This is a genomic window from Dolichospermum circinale AWQC131C (assembly GCF_000426905.1).
Lineage (GTDB): Bacteria > Cyanobacteriota > Cyanobacteriia > Cyanobacteriales > Nostocaceae > Dolichospermum > Dolichospermum circinale.
In genome coordinates, this window is record NZ_KE384626.1 from 4611 (window position 1) to 21753 (window position 17143).

Consider the following 17143-nt stretch of genomic DNA (forward strand, 5'->3'; position numbering starts at 1 on the left):
AAACTTTCCTCTCCTGTGAAAAAAAAGGTAAAATACTAATACTCTAGTTAATTTCCCATTTAGTAAGGTAAGAACATGACTAAAAATGACAAAATCAACTTCTCTACTCCCAGTGGTTTTCCTGAATTTCTACCCAGTGAAAAGCGACTAGAAGTATATTTAATAGATATTATTCGCAAGGTTTTTGAAAGTTATGGTTTTACACCCATTGAAACCCCAGCAGTGGAACGGTTAGAAGTGTTGCAAGCTAAAGGTAATCAAGGTGATAATATTATTTATGGTATTGAACCGATTTTACCACCAAATCGCCAAGCAGAAAAGGATAAATCGGGAGAAACTGGTTCAGAAGCTAGAGCTTTAAAATTTGATCAAACTGTTCCTTTTGCTGCTTATATTGCGCGTCATTTGAATGAATTGACTTTTCCCTTTGCTCGTTATCAAATGGATATGGTATTCCGGGGAGAACGGGCAAAAGATGGACGTTTTCGGCAGTTTCGGCAATGTGATATTGATGTGGTTGCCCGTGGTAAACTCAGTTTACTTTATGATGCCCAAATGCCGGCAATTATTACAGAAATCTTTGAAAAAATTAATATTGGTGATTTTGTTATTCGCATTAATAACCGCAAAATCCTCACAGGTTTTTTTCAGTCTGTAGGAATTGCAGAACAGCAAATTAAAACCTGTATTAGTATTATTGATAATTTGGAAAAAATTGGCGAGGTTAAGGTTAAACAAGAGTTAGAAAAAGAAGGTATTTCTTCCGAACAAACGGAGAAAATTATTGAGTTTATTAAAATTGATGGCAGTATTGATGATATTTTAGATAAACTCAAACATTTAGCCGAAAATATTCCCGAAGCAGCACAATTTAATTTAGGGGTAACGGAATTAGAAACTGTAATTAATGGGGTGAGAAATTTAGGAGTTGCTGATAAACGTTTTTGTATTGACTTGTCTATTGCCCGTGGTTTAAATTACTATACTGGCACGGTTTATGAAACTACTCTATTAGGCCATGAAGCTTTGGGTAGTATTTGTTCTGGTGGGAGATATGAAGAATTGGTAGGAATTTTTATCGGTGAAAAAATGCCTGGTGTGGGTATTTCTATCGGTTTAACTCGGTTAATTAGTCGCTTGTTAAAAGCGGGTATTCTTAATACTTTATCTGCGACACCAACTCAGGTAGTGGTAGTGAATATGCAAGAGGATTTAATGCCTATTTATTTACAAATATCACAACAATTACGTCAGGGGGGGATTAATGTTGTAACTAACTTTGAAAAACGCCCTTTAGGTAAACAATTTCAAGCCGCAGATAAACAAGGAATTAGATTTTGTGTAATTATTGGTGGGGAGGAAGCAGCCGCGCGAAAATCATCATTAAAAGATCTACAAAGTGGTGAACAAATAGAAGTAGCTTTAGCAGATTTGGTAGAGGAAATTAACCGGAGACTTGCTAATAATTAAATGATTGAAAAAGATATAGTAATCATCTGATTTAATGCTATTGAGGGCGGAAAAACCCGCCCCCGGTAGTTTTACTACTGATTGCAATAGACTACTTCCTATTTAATAATCAGTCTTCCTTCGATTTGACTATCCAGAAGTTGATGAGAACCAAAATACTCTTCAAGCACATTTTGGGCAGATGTGGTTACGACTTTAGGCTCACCTAATTCAACCAATTCTTCCTTAGTTAAATTGAGGCTGAGAAATGAATTTTTGTAGTGATACTCTTGCAAACAGAGTATATAATGGGTTTCAGGTTGTACAGGTTCTCCATTAATTGTTAATGATTCTAGCTTTTTCTCAGCCTCATGGTAAACAGCTTGAATACCTTTATTCACCTGAAAATAATTACTTTCACCAGGAATTCGGTTTTCTGCTCTCATAATATAATTAAACATTTTGAGCAGTTTCTCCCCTTTGACTTTAATTTTATAAAGCGGACCATCATAGGGATAAACTTTTTTCAAATTACCCAGGGTTACTAAAGGACCTAATTCTGTGCCTCGGATTGAACCACTACCAATTAAAACCACATTTATGGTTGCTTCTAGTTGGGCAAAAATATCGGTAATTAAGTTACCTAAATCTGTTTCTTGTTCCCGTTTAGGATGGGTAAGTTTACGATTTAAACGACCAATTAGACGATTATATTTTCGATCTACCTCCTCTTTAAAGGAGTTAATAAAATTGGTGAGTTCTGGATCGGGTTCAGCGAGATTATGATCTACAGGAATCAGTTGCCATTTCCATTCCACAATACTGTTTGTATCATCATCAACTACAATATCAAAACGTCCAATCTGATCTGTACCTACACCTGCTTGGGTAATGAGAATATCATTAACTTTAGCTGGTTGTTCCAAAAAAGTGTGAGAATGTCCACCAATGATCATATCCACACCCCAGACTGGATCGAGCATTGCTGCTAGTTTTTTATCTTCTTCAAAGCCAATATGGGTAAGCAGAATTGTTAAGTCAATATCCTCTGTTTTATAAGCATTACAAATTTTACCAACTTCGGCGGCAGCATCTTCTAGATTGATAAAAGTGCCAATACTAGAATCCAGTTTTAAGGATTTTAGTACCTCATCGGTAACAATGCCAATAAACATAATATCAAATCCATCTACATTGAGGATTAGATAAGGATTCATCAAGCGTTTGTTGTATTTTTTGATATAAAGATTAGCGTTGACAATGGGGAAATTTGCCATCTTCTCTAGGAAAAGTAAATGAGGCAGTCCATAGTCTAGTTCATGATTTCCTAAAGTGACGACGTTAGGGGCAAGATAGTTCATGATTTCTATGGTTGAAACCCCTTTATATTCAGTATCAATCATTGATCCTTGAACCATATCGCCGGAAATCACAAATAGTGTATTTTTCTCTTCAGAACGTACTTTATTGAGATATCCAGAAATCAGAGCTAACCCACCAATCAGATTACCTTCTGCTCCTTTGGCCTCGGCCAAAAAGTCACCGTGCATATCATTGGAATGTAAGATTGTGAACTTTTTGAACCGTTCCTGTAATTCTTGAGGCTGTTGTGTAATTTCAATCATTGCTTTTCCTGGTAAGATTAGATTATTTTTCGGAAATACCATCATTAGCAGCAGTTTTGAAGATATTTCGCTTCAATCTGTACATTTTCAGGTATCAGAATAAGTAACCAAGGGGGATTGTATCTAAAAAATCTTGATCTAAACAAGTGAAATTAACAAAAATTCACGGAATTGACAGTATAAGTACGTAAAAATCAATAAAATCAATCTAACTCTCTCCGTCCTTCTAATGCTCTGGCTAGGGTTAATTCATCAGCGTATTCTAAATCACCACCTACGGGTAAACCAAAGGCAATACGAGTTACTTTAGTAAAGGGTTTCAGTAATTGAGCTATGTATAATGTTGTCGTTTCCCCTTCGATACTGGGACTAATGGCTAAAATCACCTCTTGGGGTTTTTGTTGGCTTACCCGTCTGACTAAAGCTTGAATAGTTAACTGTTCTGGACCAATACCATCCATGGGGGAAATTACGCCACCTAAAACATGATATTTACCTTTATATTCGCGGGTTTTTTCTAAAGCAATCAGATCACGAGAATCTGCGACTACACAAATAGTGCTATTATCTCGCTGAGGATGACGACAAATTTCACATACTGGGTCTGCGGACAGGTGAAAACAAACTTGACACAAACCCACTTGTTTTTTTGCGTCAATAAGTGCTTGAGCTAAAGCTTCTACTTCTGCTTCTGGTCTTTTTAAGATGTGCAAAGCTAATCGTTGGGCGCTTTTGGGACCAACTCCGGGGAGCCGTTGCAGTTGTTCAATTAATCGAGCTAGGGGACGTGCGTAAACCGTAATTTTACCTCCGGGCTTTTTCTCTATTTTACAATAAATATGTTTTGCACCAAGGCACAAAGGAGCAAAGATGCAAAGTCTGAGCAAGTTCAACAAGTAAATATCATAATTATGATTTATGCGAAGAGACTCAATCTTTTATAAACTCTTTCAACAAAACCCATCTTTGTTGTTTGAACTATTGACAGATCCGCCGATTAATGCTGAATCTTATCGTTTTGATTCTGTAGCTGTTAAAGAACCGACATTTACAATTGATGGTGTATTTTTACCACCTGAAATTGATGGACAAGGAATAGTATATTTCTGTGAGGTACAATTTCAGAAAGATGAACAATTGTATGAAAGAATATGTGCCGAAACCTCACTATATTTTTATCGTCATCGTCAAAGATTCTGTGATTGGCAAGTAGTAATTATTTATCCATCTCGCAAGACAGAACAAAATGATATTTATCCCCATCGTGGATTTCTTAATAGTCCCCAAGTACATCGAGTATATTTAGATGAATTGGGAGATATTCAGAAATTACCATTAGGGTTAGGTATAATGTTACTAACTACCCTGGAAGAAAGTCAAGCTCCAGCCATAGCTAGGTATTTATTAAACAGAACCCATGAGGAGATTGTAACACCATCCAGTCAAGTTATTATAGAAATGATCACGACCATCATGGTGTACAAGTTTGAAAAATTGAGTCGTCGGGAGGTAGAATCCATGTTAGATATTACGCTCAAAGAAACTAGAGTTTATCGAGAAATTAAAGAGGAAGGAAGGGAAGAGGGAAGAGAAGAAGGACTGGAGGAAGGACTAGAACAAGGTCTGGAACAAGGCATAGAACAAGGCATACAACAAGCGACAATGGGTTTGGTGATTCGACAACTAACAAAGCGGTTTGGTAAAATATCTCAAAGAAAGATAAAATCTATTTCTGGTTTACCATTATCTGTTTTGGAAGAATTGAGTGAAGCACTTTTAGATTTTAATAGTTTAGCCGATTTGCAATCTTGGTTATTAATACATACTCCGGGAAAAATTGACTAACTATGTATTCTCGGTTCTGGGTGTAAAGTTGATAATAATTGACTTTCCACCTCTGCTAATTCATCTAATCTGTCCATGACAATTTTTCGCTCAAAATAGGTATCAGCTAAAACCCAATATGTGCCAAAATGTCGGGCTTCTGAGGCCATTAAACTGCGGTAAAATTGAGCTAATTCTGGTTCTGGACAATTAGCAGCTAGAAGTCCTAAACGTTCATGACTACGGGCTTCTATCAAACCGGTGACGAGTAAAGAATCTAAAAATCTGTGGGGTTCTTGGCCGCGAACCTGAGATTTTAAGCCGGCACCGTAGGGGGGTGCGGATAGGGCTGCAAGTTTAATCTGACGGCGTTCTAGCCATTGGTTGACCAGTTCAAAGTGTTCTAATTCTTCACAAGCGATCGCTGTTAATTCCCTAACCATTTTATGATGAGAAGGATAACGAAACATCATATTTAATGCTACTCCTGCGGCTTTGCGTTCACAGTGGGAGTGATCTAATAAAATAATATCAATATTAGCGATCGCTTGCTCTACCCAAGCATCATTAGTAGGTTGTTTGAGAGCATTAATAGTGGGTAAAGGTGAACTCAGCACAGCAAAAATAACTCCGAGTTGAACAATTTAGCTAATTAATTTTACAGCGATTTTCTGTAATTGCTGATTTTTTTGATCATTAAGAAAAGTTTTTTAAGATTCTCAATAACTGCTTGGTTTTTGGTGTTAGTAAGGTGCGACGATAAGCGTCTGCGGCTTTTTTAATTGCTTCTGCTTGGGTTGGGTAGGGATGAATTACACTACTAAGTTTACTTAAACCAATTTTATTGACAATAGCTGTGGTAATTTCCGAAATCATCTCACCAGCATGATTAGCAACAATGGTTGCACCGAGAATTTGATCTGATCCTTTCCGGTGATGAATCTTTAAAAAACCAGATTCTTCCTGATCTGCGATCGCTCGATCTATACTTCTCAAGGGAATCTTGATAGTTTCTATTTCTATCCCCAATTTTTGAGCGTCATTTTCATACATTCCCACGTGAGCAATTTCCGGGCTAGTATATGTCACCCAGGGCATGATTAAACTACTGAGTTTAGATCGTCCCCAACCAAAGGGGGAAAATAGAGTATTTTTAATCACAATTCGTGCCGCCGCATCAGCTGCGTGAGTAAATTTCCAATTCATGCAGATATCACCAGCCGCGTAAATTTTGGGATTTGTAGTTTGCAAATAATCATTCACTTTTACACCCAAATTCTGATCATATTCTACACCTGCTGCTGCCAAATTCAAATTTTCCACATTCGGCGCTCGTCCCGCACCAACTAATATTTCATCAACTGTCACCGAGTCTCGTTCACTATTCACAGAAAAATAGAGTCTTTTTCCCTCCGTTACTGTCACCACTTCTTCTAATTGACAATTTAATACTAAACGAATACCTTCATCAATTAAAACTTTTTGTAAAATTTCCGCTGCTTCCCTATCTTCCTTGTTTAAAATCTGTGAACCACGATCAAATAATATTACCTCACAACCCAACCTGCGAAATGTTTGGGCTAATTCACAACCAATAGGACCACCACCAATTATTGCTAATTTTTCTGGTTTTTGAGTTAGAGAAAAAACAGTTTCATTAGTTAAATAACCGGCTGCTTCAATTCCGCGAATTTTCGGTTTAATAGCCCTAGCACCAGTAGCAATTACAGCTTTTTTAAATTTTAATGTTTTATGGGCAACTTCTATAGTATTATTATTTGTAAATTTACCATCACCTAAAAAAACATCAATTCCTAAACTTTTAAATCTTTCCACGGAATCATGATGACTAATACTAGCCCGAATGCGTCGCATTCTTTTCATAATTGTGGAAAAATCAACATCAAATTGTTGGGAAATATTAACACCTAAATCCTTAGCTTTCTGCATTTCTCCAACTACACGGGAAGAACGAATTAAACATTTAGAAGGTATACAACCAAAATTCAAACAATCTCCTCCCATGAGATTTTTTTCAATTAATGCAATTTTCAAACCTATATCTAAACCCGCAGCACCCGCAGCCACAACTAAACCCGCAGTTCCCCCACCAATTACTACCAAATCATAAAAATCAGCAGGTTGAGGATTAACCCAATTATCGGGATGAACATTTTTAAGTAGTTTTTGATTATACTCATCCATGGGACGAATTGTCACTCTTGAAGATTCGGAAATTGACATTTATTTTACCTCTAAATTATCAAGGATAAAGTATTTTTTGATTATCTAATCTTTATTTAATAGATATATCATGATCAAAAATTTGTCAGTTTTGTATTTAACAAATCTAGAATATTTCGGAGTTTGAGAGATTAATCATGAGCAGCCAAGCACTAGTATTTAAGTTGACTCATTACTTAGGAAAATCATTCTAATATCTCCTCTTTTAAAGCTTTTTTAGCTATCTTAGTTACATAAACCGTAACCGCAATTGTGGCTATTAAACCAATAATTTGAATTACCCAATGGAGAATCATATTATCAGGTTGACTCTTATTACCAATTAAAGCTAAATCTCCTGCTAAATGTCCCAGATAAACATACATAATTGTCCCCGGAATCATCCCGACTGAAGCCAAAAAATAGTCTTTTAAAGAAACACTAGTAACTCCCAAAGCGTAGTTTAATAAATTGAAAGGAAATAAAGGAGAAAGTCGAATTAAAAAGACAATTTTTAATCCTTCTTTGCTAACAGCTTTATCAATATTGGCAAATTTTTTGTAACTAGAAATTTTTTGTTTTACCCAACCTCTAGCTAAATAACGTCCTACCAAAAATGCAGCTACAGCACCCAAAGTAGCACCGATAAACACATATAAAGAACCCCAAATTACACCAAAAATTACTCCAGCACCTAAAGTCAGAATTGCGGCTGGTAAAAAAGCCAAAGTAGCAAGAATGTAGATAGCAATAAATACTATTCCACCCAAAGCACCAAGACCATTCACCCATTGTAAAGTATTTTGTAAAAATGCCAGGAAACTGGGAGAAGATCCTTTGATAGATTCTTGTACTAAAGCCAAATCTATTTCTGATAAAAATGTCATAACCATGAAAATTATTTACAATTTTGAAGAAGAGTACCAATTACGAATTTGATGTGGGGAAATCCCCAATAAATAAGCAATGATAATAATTTGATTCAGAATAGTAGTTTGCAAAATTCCTTTTTTTAACCATCTGCGCGGTGAAGTAATTACAGGTGTTGATAAGAGATGAATTTTGCCGAGATGTTTTAATTTTCTGATCATTTCAAAGTCTTCCATAATCGGTATTTCTGGGAAATTACCAACTTTTTGAAATACATTTTTAGTCATAAAAATCGCTTGATCACCATAGGGCATTTGTAAAAGATTGCATCTCCATTTTACACCAAACTCGACAAAACGCAACCCCCAATGAGGTGAATTTATTTGTAAAGCAAATGCACCGGCCACAATTCCTGGTTTTGCTAATGTTTTCCGAATCATCTGATCAAAATTAGTTGGTAAACGGGTATCACCATGAAGAAACAGCAAAATTTCCCCATTAGCAACCATAGCACCCATATTCATTTGATTTGCGCGTCCAGGGGGAGAGACAATTATCTTAGCACCCAAGGATTTAGCTATCAATAATGTTTCATCTTTTGAACCACCGTCAACAATTATTATTTCTATATTTGTGCTAGATTTTGTGCTATTAATTGTACTTTGAATATTATCCGCTTCATTGAGAGTGGGAATAATAATAGAAATTTGCTTTTGGTGAGTATTCTGATTAATAATTTCTTTCATGATTATCATCATTATCTATATTATTCAAAAGCCCACTTTTAACCATCATCTGCGGCCAAATTAATAGAAAAAACCCCATCCAAATTAATAGCGGAATAGCTACTAAAATTGTTAACCACATAATTTTAAATACTAACCAACTACCACTAATTAATGTAATAGTAGTCATGATAATTGACCAAGGTTGACACCACCAAGGTTTATATTTCCAGGGGCTAATTGTTTGTTGTTCAGACATTTTTCTATGAAAAAATTTATGGATTTGTTTTTTAGTTTAGCAGGGAATGTCTATTTCAGGCTAGGAGGTTTTTTGAAAAGTTGTTAATATATAAATAAACCCCCATTCCAGCTAAAAAAGTTTTTCTGCTTCCCTCTCCTCTTAGAGGGTGTTTGATGAGATTATGGCGATTATAAATCGCTACTACACAAACAAGATCCACCCAGGTGGGTTTCGCTTGTGTAGACGCGGTTTCTAACCGTCCAGATATTAGGTAGTGACTATAAAAGTTTTTTATGTGAAAATTGATCCAAGTATTTTAGGAGTTAGAAAAAATGGCTTGGGTCCGAGGTGATCAATTACAAAATGGAAGATATACCATTGAGAGAGAGCTAAAAACAGGACGTTTTGGCGTTAATTATATTGCTAAAAATAGACAAGATGATCTTCTGCTGCTGAAAACTTTAGATGTTAATTCACTTACATCTCTTAGTGAATCAGATAAGGAACGCTTAGAAACTATGTTTATGAAAGAAGCGGTAAAACTTACCCTTTGTCAACATGAACATATTGTTAAATTTTACGAACCTTTTAAAGAAGCAGGTTATTCATGTTTAGTAATGGAATATATTCCAGGAGAAACTTTAGATCAACTAGGAAAAATTTCTCCAGAACAAGCATTAATTTATATTCAACAAATTGGCGAGGCTTTAACAATTGTACATCAACATAATCTAATTCATGGAGATGTACAACCAGAAAATATTATTTTACGTGCGGGAAAATCTGAAGCTGTATTAATTGATTTTGATTTAGTTTTAGATTTTGATCATGAATTAACGACGCGACGAGTTAAAGAAAGTGACGAAAGTTTTGCATCTCTTGAACTTTGCACTAGAAATACTAAACCAACCGCAGCCAGTGATATTTATTCCTTAGCTGCAACTTTTTATTATGCTATAACTGGTCAACTTCCTGAAACTGCTTTAAAACGTAAAATTGACAATAAGCGTTTAATACCACCGCAAGAGCTTATTTCTGGTATCAGCAATGAATTAAATCTAGCAATTCTTAAAGGAATGGAATTAGAAGCCAAAAACAGACCAGAATCAATAGAATTATGGCTAAAATTATTAAATAGCAATTCTTACAATACCAATGCAGAAAGTCAAAATGCCAATGCAGAAGGTCAAAATGTCAATGCAGAAGGTCAAAATACTAATGCAGCAAGTTACACTAATAACGAAACGGAAAACAAAGCTTCTGTAAATTGGGATAAAAGAATGCAGATTTTAACATTAGTTATAACTGCAATTGCAGCTTTTGGGGCTTTACTTCAAGGTATAGCTAGTTGGAACACTCAAACAACATCACCTTCCAATCCTACTTCTACCAAAAAATAAACAGTTTTTAATCAATAAATAGCTTTTTAAATTTAATGAAATACAAAGTTATCTGTGTTTATCTGCATTTATCTGCGTTTAATTCTTTTTTGTATTTTACTTAAATCGGAATTGCTGTAATTTGCTAATCAAAATTAGTATTAATTTGTAAATCAGAGGTATTTATGACTTGGACAGTAGGAAAAAAATTACAAAATGGTAAATATGTAATTCAGCAAATTCTTGGACAAGGAGGATTTGGAATTACTTACCAAGCATTACAAGTTAATTTAAATCGGTCAGTTGTTATTAAAACACCTAATAAATATTTGCAAAACGATCCAGAGTATGACAAATATATAGAAAAATTTATTGCAGAAGGACAACTATTAGCACGTTTGTCTAAAGATCCTCATCCTCATATTGTTGGAATAATTGAATTATTTCAGGAAAGTAATATTTATTGTCTAGTCATGGAATTTATATCAGGAGAAAATTTGTTTCAAATAGTTAAGCGTAAAGGAGCATTACCAGAAGCAGAAATCATAACTTATATTCGCCAAATTGGCGCAGCTTTAATAATGATACATGAAGCGGGTTTAGTGCATAGAGATGCTCACCCTGGAAATATTATGATCAAAGATAATGGTAAAGCAGTTTTAATTGATTTTGGCATTGCTAAACAAATAATTCCTGCAACTCAGAGTTCAACAGATAAATCAGCCCATGAAAGATTTGCTCCTTATGAACAGAGATATAAAGGAAGTAGAGATCCACGAGTAGATATTTACTGTTTAGCTGCTAGTCTTTATTATGGAGTAACTGGTCAAAGCCCGATAAATTCTTTAGCTCGTAAACTTGATGATGAGTTATTAATTGCACCACAGGAAATTATTGTCACTATCAGCAACGAATTAAACCAAGCAATTCTTAAAGGTATGGCATTAGAAGCAAAAGATAGACCAAAATCAATGCAAATATGGCTAGAAATGTTAAATTACAATTTTTCAACTCAAAATGCAGAACAAAACAGTGTTAATCCAGAAATAATAATTGTGTCTGAATCACAAAACAATAGTAATGTAGAAGCAAACATTAATAATGTAGAGGAAAACAATACTAATGTAGAACCAAACATTGTTAATGTAAAAGAAGAAAATCCAACAGTAACAGTTCAATTTTTAGTTGAAGACAGTTACGAACAAGAAGTTATAGATGATGTAATTAATTTACCTAAACAAGAACAAGTTCCTGCTAATAAACCAATTGGAAATACTTTTTGGATTTTCTTAGTCAGTTATTTACTATTTTATGGATTAATAGGCTATTACTTAGCAGCTACTTATAGTCAATTTTGGATTGTGGCTATGGTTATAGTGGGGGCTATGGCTATAGCTTGGTGGTTAGCCGCGTGGATAGTAGGGGGGGCTGTACCTTTAGTAAGAGCTATACTGGAAGCTGCACCTGCGGCTAGGGCTGTTGTCGGAGTTGTGACTAAACTTTGGACTGTTGTATCTAGGGCTTGGCCAGTATATGCGTTAGTGGCTGTCGCTGTACTAGTCTCTATTCGTTGGGCTGTAGTGATAGCTGTAATGCTTACTGTAGTGGTTGCTGTGGCAGTTGCTGTACTTGTAGCGGGGAGTTATGAAGATAAATTAGAGGAATTTCTTAACGAATTTCACACTTTCCTAATTTTAGCAGGTGGTCTTAACGTCGGCTTAGGTTTAGGATGGATAGTATACCAACTTTTCGGGTAGGTTTGATAGTTTAGAAACCGTATTCTTGGGTAAAATTAGATGAATGACCTCTAGCTTCGTTAAATAGCCCAAAAAATCATCTGCGTTTATCTACATTTGCGATATCTGAAACAAAGCTAAAAATGTACATTCCCAAACTAAACGAGGTTGAGCATAACAAAGTAAATGTTTCCGAGTTTTTTCTAACTGTTGAATAATTTTTGGTTCATGTATTTGTTGCCAATAATATTGTTGCAAATAATCAATTAACCATAATTGTGCTTCTGTATCTAATTCTTTATCAATCTTCTTCCCTAATTCTAAAGCATGACGATAAGATGTTGGTCTTTTTTTCACCTGTTCCATAAATTCGCTAGGAATATTTTGCAGTTGTTGGTAAGATGAAATCGCATTTCCTGGACTACCTGCGGCTATATTTAACACTTCTGGATGTTGCAAAATCTCTGTATTTCCTGTTTGCGTTAGTACCTGCTTCATAGCAGCATTATCTAAACGATAAAAAGGAATTTTTTGACAGCGAGATACTAAAGTTGGTAACACAGATTCCGGGGAAGGTGCAATTAAAATTAATGTCGCTTTTCCCGGTTCTTCTAAAGTTTTTAATAACGCATTTGCCGCAGATTCTGCCATGGTTTCTGCTTGTTCTAATACTATCACATTTCTCGCTGCTTCCAATGGTGGACGAGCCAGAAATTGGGTAATTTCTCGAATTTGTTCTAACCGAATTATTGGTGGTGCTTTGCGTTTAACTCCTTTTTGTGCTGCTTCGAGTGGAGTAAATCTTTGTCCTTGATATTGATAAGTTGGTTCTACCCACAATAAAGCTGGATGATTTCTTTGTTTAATTCGATGTTGTAAAATCGGAATTTGATCAGGTTTTACAAAACTAGAAAAAAGTAATTCTATAAAACACCGTGCTGCTAAACTTCTACCCACACCATCAGCACCTACAAACATATAAGCAGGTGCAACTCGGTTCTGTTTAACGGACTGGGTTAGTAATTCTACCGCTTGTTGTTGTCCGATTAATGACGAAAACATAATTATGAAAACAGCCGTTTCTGTAAAATCTTCTGTATATTTTGCTGCACAGTTTCTTGACTGCCACTGCCATCTACTCGCACAATTCGGGATGGATAGGATACATATAAATCCGTATATCCTCTTTGTACTCGACGATGAAAAGCAATTGTTTCCTGTTCAATGCGATCTAATGTAGCTTGTCCACGTTTGCGCGATAAACCCACCTCCACATCTACGTCCAACCAAATAGTTATATCACTTGTTAAACCTCCAGTAGCAATCTGATTGAGATTATTAATTAGACTCATATCTAAACCCCTGCCATAACCTTGATAAGCAATGGTAGAATCTGTAAAGCGATCGCATAAAATATATTTTCCCATAGCTAAATTCGGTTTTAATTCTTCTTCAATATGTTGCGCCCTATCAGCAGCATACAACAAAAGTTCCGTAATCTCACTTATCGGCTTATTTACTGACTTTGACAATAATAACTCCCGTAAATCCTTTCCTAACTCCGTTCCTCCCGGTTCACGAGTCAGCACCACTGAGATATCTAAACTTTCTAGCCACTGAGAACAAAGGTGCATCTGAGTAGTTTTACCACAACCTTCTACCCCTTCAAAGACAATTAATTTACCATTCATGTTGTTAAATTTTGTAAATAACGACAATTTTTCACGCCAACCTACTGAGTGCAAAATTAATAATGATATCGGCAAGAAATAATAGTTACATAGACATCATCAACAGCATAAACCAAACGGTTTGTATCATCAATTCGACGTGACCAAAATCCGGCTAAATTTTCTTTGAGAGGATCTGGTTTACCAATACCCTCAAAAGGCATCCGCATCGTCTCCTCAATCAACTTATTGATTCTTTTGAGAGTCTTTTTATCTTGCCCTTGCCAGTAAAGATAATTACCCCAAGCCTCATCAGTCCAAGCCAACATTCTACTCATTTAACAAATCTCGCTGCACCACTTTCCCCTGCTTAAATTGAGCAATGGAACGTTCTAAATGGGCTGCATTTGCCGGAGACTTCAATAAATGCACAGTCTCCATGAGACTATTAAAAAACTCTAGGGACATCACCACTGCATCATCAGCATCCCGTCTAGTGATAATTGTATAGTCTGCATCTTCTGTCACCTGGTCTAAAACCGTTTTCAGACTATTTCTGGCCTCGCTAAAAGAGATAATTTTCATTGGCGGCGAACCTGTACTGTTTATTGTACAAGTATAGCGGGTTTGAGCGAATTTTACAATCCCCAGACGCGGATGTAGTATTTTGTCTTCCTAAAAGAGCCGCACCCATATATGATATTTATTGCCTTGAATAGTGTATAATCAAGAAAAACTTCACTAAAAACATATATATAATTATGAATACATTAGAAAAATTAGAATTGTTGAGTGAAAACTGTAGCGACAACACAGAATTAGATAGAATTATTGGACAACTTTTAAATGTAATTTTAACCCGTTATGGTCAAAAACTAGCTATTTATAACTTAGATATAGATAAATTTGAGAAAAAATATCAACTCGCTTCTGAACAATTTTTAGAACAATTTAACTCAGGAAATTTAGGAGATGAAATGGATTTTTTTGAGTGGTTCGGCTTATGTGAACTACGCAAAGATATTTTACAAAAAATCCATAAATTAGAACAAGCTTTATAAAAAATGTTAGAAATGCTGATGACTATTTGGCATGGATAAAATCTGTAATTGCACTTTGTCCAGAAGTCGTAAAGGTAACGATTATTCGAGAAGAATCACAAACTGATAAAGGACTATGGCGTTATCGTCTGACATTAAAAGATGGTAGCTTTTTAGAAATGTTTGAATTTTTGCAAATAGTATCAGGACAAGTAGAAATAATCAAATATAGTTTCCATTGGCAAACTGAAAATAGAGAACTAATAAAACGTTGGGATAATGCACCTCATCATCCTGAAATTTCAACCTATCCCCATCATTTACATGATGGTTATGAAGATTCCGTTTTTCCATATTTACCTGTTGATATTGAAGAAATTTTAAGACAAATTTCTGGACATATAAAATCTCAATTAAGTTAGTGCGATAGCGAAGGACGGCCTAGTAATCGCTTAAATTAGATCATTTCTGAGCAAATTTATGGCTAAAATTAAAGGCAAATTGCTAAAAGTTATAAATATCAAAAGTATTATTGATTTTATATAAGTCAAGCTTATCATACAACCATTATAAAACTATAAATAGAATCTAGGATAAAACTAAGAGCATATTATCATATTATAATTGTGCAATCGCTCGTTTGGCACACAAACCCTAAATCTAGCCAGATTACCAGCTTGGACAATTGAAAATGGTATCATATATACTCGTTTTGCTTGATTACGCGCGAGGAAATAAGTGAAAGTTTTAGTTATCGGGAATGGGGGACGGGAACACGCTCTAGCGTGGAAATTGCTACAATCTGATCAAATTGAGCAAGTTGTCTGTGTACCAGGTAATGGGGGTACAGCAACTATGCAGGGTTGTCAAAACTTGTCCTTAGCGGTAGATGACTTTGCAGGTATCAGTAAATATGCGATCGCTAATAGTATTTCTTTAGTAGTTGTCGGTCCAGAAGTGCCTTTAGCTCAGGGAATTACCGATTATCTGCAAAATCAAGGCTTAATGGTATTTGGTCCAAACAAAGCCGGGGCGCAAATAGAAGCAAGTAAAGCCTGGGCTAAAGCATTAATGGCAGAAGCGGGAGTTCCTACGGCCAAAGCTGCGGTATTTACGGAAGCTGCCTCAGCAAAGGCATACATTCATGACCAAGGAGCGCCCATTGTGATTAAAGCCGATGGTTTAGCTGCTGGTAAAGGTGTCACAGTTGCCGAAAACATTGCCCAAGCTGAAGCAGCCATTGAGGCCATTTTTAAAGGACAGTTTGGTAGTGCTGGTAATTCTGTGGTAATTGAAGAATGTTTACTGGGACAAGAAGTATCTATTTTAGCTTTAACCGATGGTTTAACAATTCGCCCGTTGTTACCTGCTCAGGATCACAAGCGTGTCGGTGAAGGTGATACTGGAGACAATACTGGAGGTATGGGTGCTTATGCTCCCGCGCCCATTGCTACACCGGAGTTAATGGCACGAGTGCAAACAGAGGTATTAGAAAGAACTATCTCCGCTTTACAAGCTAGGGGAATTGACTACCGAGGCGTTTTGTATGCGGGGTTAATGATTACACCAGATGGTGATTTTCGGGTTTTAGAATTTAACTGTCGGTTTGGTGATCCTGAAACCCAAGTAATTTTACCGTTACTGGAAACACCTTTAGAATATCTGATTTTGGCTTGTATAGAACAGCGCTTGGCAGATATGCCACCAATTGCTTGGAAACAAGGTGCAGCAGCGACAGTAGTGGCTGCTTCTGGAGGTTATCCGGGAGAATATGCTAAGGGTAAGGTAATTAATGGCTTGGTGGCAGCAGATACAGCCGGGGCGACCGTGTTTCATGCGGGGACAAAATTAAATGCAGACCAGGAAATTGTTACAGATGGAGGTAGAGTCTTAAATGTAACTGGATTGGGTGGGGATTTCCAGGAAGCTTTAGCCCAAGCTTATGCAGGTATTAAAGAAATTGAATTTGATCAAATGTATTATCGTCGGGACATTGGTTATCGGGTTTCTAACGGGTAATTGACGCTCCCCGCCCTATAAAGGGACGGGGATTCTTGTTTCAATTGTTACCCAGTCTGGGTAGAGGGTCATCTCTCCACAAGCGTTAGAAGTTCCGGTGCGCCCCACCGTACTTAGATCATAGCCAGTTTGTTTTAGTGCTTTAGTTAGGATGTTAATTGCAGCATTGTGGTCACGGTCAAGTATGCACCCACATTTACAAACATGAGTTCTAACTGATGGGGTATTACGGCGTTTTCTGATAAATTTCGTCTGTGGGGACTTGATCACTTTTGGGTGTTGACATACTCACCGACCTGAAGGTGCGATGATTCTTGACACTTCACTGGAACACGCCACAAG

18 protein-coding genes and 1 pseudogene are annotated in these 17143 nt (G+C 36.2%); 7 read left to right on the top strand and 12 right to left on the bottom strand.

From position 1 onward, the window contains the following. The first annotated feature begins 75 nt into the window (after nucleotides 1-75). Nucleotides 76-1470, top strand: coding sequence for a histidine--tRNA ligase (gene hisS / locus ACIR131C_RS0115505; protein ID WP_028090937.1), 1395 nt, complete (start codon nucleotides 76-78; stop codon nucleotides 1468-1470). Nucleotides 1471-1568: 98 nt separating this feature from the next. Here hisS and ACIR131C_RS0115510 read toward each other — a convergent pair whose 3' ends face one another. Then, entirely contained in the window at nucleotides 1569-3074 is a 1506-nt protein-coding gene (locus ACIR131C_RS0115510; RefSeq protein WP_028090938.1) for a bifunctional metallophosphatase/5'-nucleotidase, read from the bottom strand. A gap of 203 nt (nucleotides 3075-3277) precedes the next feature. Continuing rightward, nucleotides 3278-3877, bottom strand: coding sequence for a recombination mediator RecR (gene recR, locus ACIR131C_RS0115515; protein WP_028090939.1), 600 nt, complete (start codon nucleotides 3875-3877; stop codon nucleotides 3278-3280). A gap of 115 nt (nucleotides 3878-3992) precedes the next feature. Here recR and ACIR131C_RS0115520 point away from each other — a divergent pair, with 115 nt between their 5' ends. Then, nucleotides 3993-4919 (top strand): Rpn family recombination-promoting nuclease/putative transposase, encoded by a 927-nt coding sequence (locus tag ACIR131C_RS0115520; RefSeq protein ID WP_028090940.1) that lies wholly within the window; start codon nucleotides 3993-3995, stop codon nucleotides 4917-4919. Here ACIR131C_RS0115520 and ACIR131C_RS0115525 read toward each other — a convergent pair. The 5 genes from ACIR131C_RS0115525 to ACIR131C_RS0115545 all read right to left on the bottom strand — a co-directional run bounded on the left by ACIR131C_RS0115525 (nucleotide 4916) and on the right by ACIR131C_RS0115545 (nucleotide 8975). Beyond that, nucleotides 4916-5515, bottom strand: a complete 600-nt coding sequence (locus tag ACIR131C_RS0115525) for a MiaE family protein (RefSeq protein WP_028090941.1) — start codon at nucleotides 5513-5515, stop codon at nucleotides 4916-4918. The two genes, ACIR131C_RS0115520 and ACIR131C_RS0115525, sit on opposite strands and share 4 nt — an antisense overlap. A gap of 79 nt (nucleotides 5516-5594) precedes the next feature. Continuing rightward, nucleotides 5595-7142 carry a mercuric reductase gene (locus ACIR131C_RS0115530; RefSeq protein ID WP_028090942.1) on the bottom strand — a complete coding sequence of 516 codons (1548 nt, stop codon included), beginning with the start codon at nucleotides 7140-7142 and terminating at the stop codon, nucleotides 5595-5597. A gap of 185 nt (nucleotides 7143-7327) precedes the next feature. After that, nucleotides 7328-8023 carry a TVP38/TMEM64 family protein gene (locus ACIR131C_RS25665; RefSeq protein ID WP_417033468.1) on the bottom strand — a complete coding sequence of 232 codons (696 nt, stop codon included), beginning with the start codon at nucleotides 8021-8023 and terminating at the stop codon, nucleotides 7328-7330. Then, nucleotides 8024-8737: a TIGR04283 family arsenosugar biosynthesis glycosyltransferase gene (locus tag ACIR131C_RS25670; protein ID WP_028090944.1), complete on the bottom strand. Its 714-nt coding sequence runs from the start codon at nucleotides 8735-8737 to the stop codon at nucleotides 8024-8026. Next, nucleotides 8721-8975: a DUF6737 family protein gene (locus ACIR131C_RS0115545; RefSeq protein ID WP_028090945.1), complete on the bottom strand. Its 255-nt coding sequence runs from the start codon at nucleotides 8973-8975 to the stop codon at nucleotides 8721-8723. Before ACIR131C_RS0115545 ends, ACIR131C_RS25670 begins: the two co-directional genes overlap by 17 nt. Nucleotides 8976-9289: 314 nt before the next feature. Here ACIR131C_RS0115545 and ACIR131C_RS0115550 point away from each other — a divergent pair, with 314 nt between their 5' ends. Then, complete coding sequence (locus tag ACIR131C_RS0115550; RefSeq protein WP_028090946.1) at nucleotides 9290-10357, top strand: serine/threonine protein kinase; 1068 nt, start codon at nucleotides 9290-9292, stop codon at nucleotides 10355-10357. A gap of 164 nt (nucleotides 10358-10521) precedes the next feature. Then, nucleotides 10522-12093 carry a protein kinase domain-containing protein gene (locus tag ACIR131C_RS0115555; RefSeq protein ID WP_028090947.1) on the top strand — a complete coding sequence of 524 codons (1572 nt, stop codon included), beginning with the start codon at nucleotides 10522-10524 and terminating at the stop codon, nucleotides 12091-12093. Nucleotides 12094-12183: 90 nt separating this feature from the next. Here ACIR131C_RS0115555 and ACIR131C_RS0115560 read toward each other — a convergent pair whose 3' ends face one another. The 4 genes from ACIR131C_RS0115560 to ACIR131C_RS0115575 are packed head-to-tail and all read right to left on the bottom strand — an operon-like array spanning nucleotide 12184 to nucleotide 14327. Beyond that, a complete protein-coding gene (locus ACIR131C_RS0115560) occupies nucleotides 12184-13134 on the bottom strand; it encodes a DNA polymerase III subunit delta' (RefSeq protein ID WP_028090948.1) in 951 nt (316 codons plus the stop codon). A gap of 2 nt (nucleotides 13135-13136) precedes the next feature. After that, nucleotides 13137-13763 (bottom strand): dTMP kinase, encoded by a 627-nt coding sequence (gene tmk, locus ACIR131C_RS0115565; RefSeq protein ID WP_028090949.1) that lies wholly within the window; start codon nucleotides 13761-13763, stop codon nucleotides 13137-13139. A gap of 56 nt (nucleotides 13764-13819) precedes the next feature. Further along, on the bottom strand, nucleotides 13820-14080 hold the full coding sequence (locus ACIR131C_RS0115570) for a Txe/YoeB family addiction module toxin (RefSeq protein ID WP_028090950.1): 261 nt from the start codon (nucleotides 14078-14080) through the stop codon (nucleotides 13820-13822). After that, on the bottom strand, nucleotides 14073-14327 hold the full coding sequence (locus ACIR131C_RS0115575) for a type II toxin-antitoxin system Phd/YefM family antitoxin (RefSeq protein WP_028090951.1): 255 nt from the start codon (nucleotides 14325-14327) through the stop codon (nucleotides 14073-14075). Before ACIR131C_RS0115575 ends, ACIR131C_RS0115570 begins: the two co-directional genes overlap by 8 nt. Before the next feature lie 176 nt (nucleotides 14328-14503). Here ACIR131C_RS0115575 and ACIR131C_RS0115580 point away from each other — a divergent pair, with 176 nt between their 5' ends. From ACIR131C_RS0115580 to purD, 3 genes are all read left to right on the top strand, one after another. Beyond that, the gene (locus ACIR131C_RS0115580; RefSeq protein WP_028090952.1) at nucleotides 14504-14803 is read left to right on the top strand and encodes a hypothetical protein; all 300 of its coding nucleotides are present in this window, start codon (nucleotides 14504-14506) and stop codon (nucleotides 14801-14803) included. Nucleotides 14804-14829: 26 nt separating this feature from the next. Then, a complete protein-coding gene (locus tag ACIR131C_RS0115585) occupies nucleotides 14830-15204 on the top strand; it encodes a toxin-antitoxin system TumE family protein (RefSeq protein ID WP_231395472.1) in 375 nt (124 codons plus the stop codon). Between the two features lie 316 nt (nucleotides 15205-15520). Further along, nucleotides 15521-16801 carry a phosphoribosylamine--glycine ligase gene (gene purD, locus ACIR131C_RS0115590; RefSeq protein ID WP_028090954.1) on the top strand — a complete coding sequence of 427 codons (1281 nt, stop codon included), beginning with the start codon at nucleotides 15521-15523 and terminating at the stop codon, nucleotides 16799-16801. A gap of 15 nt (nucleotides 16802-16816) precedes the next feature. Here purD and ACIR131C_RS26830 read toward each other — a convergent pair. Then, nucleotides 16817-17020: pseudogene (locus ACIR131C_RS26830) on the bottom strand (hypothetical protein); the annotation flags it as partial. Between the last annotated feature and the right edge of the window lie 123 nt (nucleotides 17021-17143).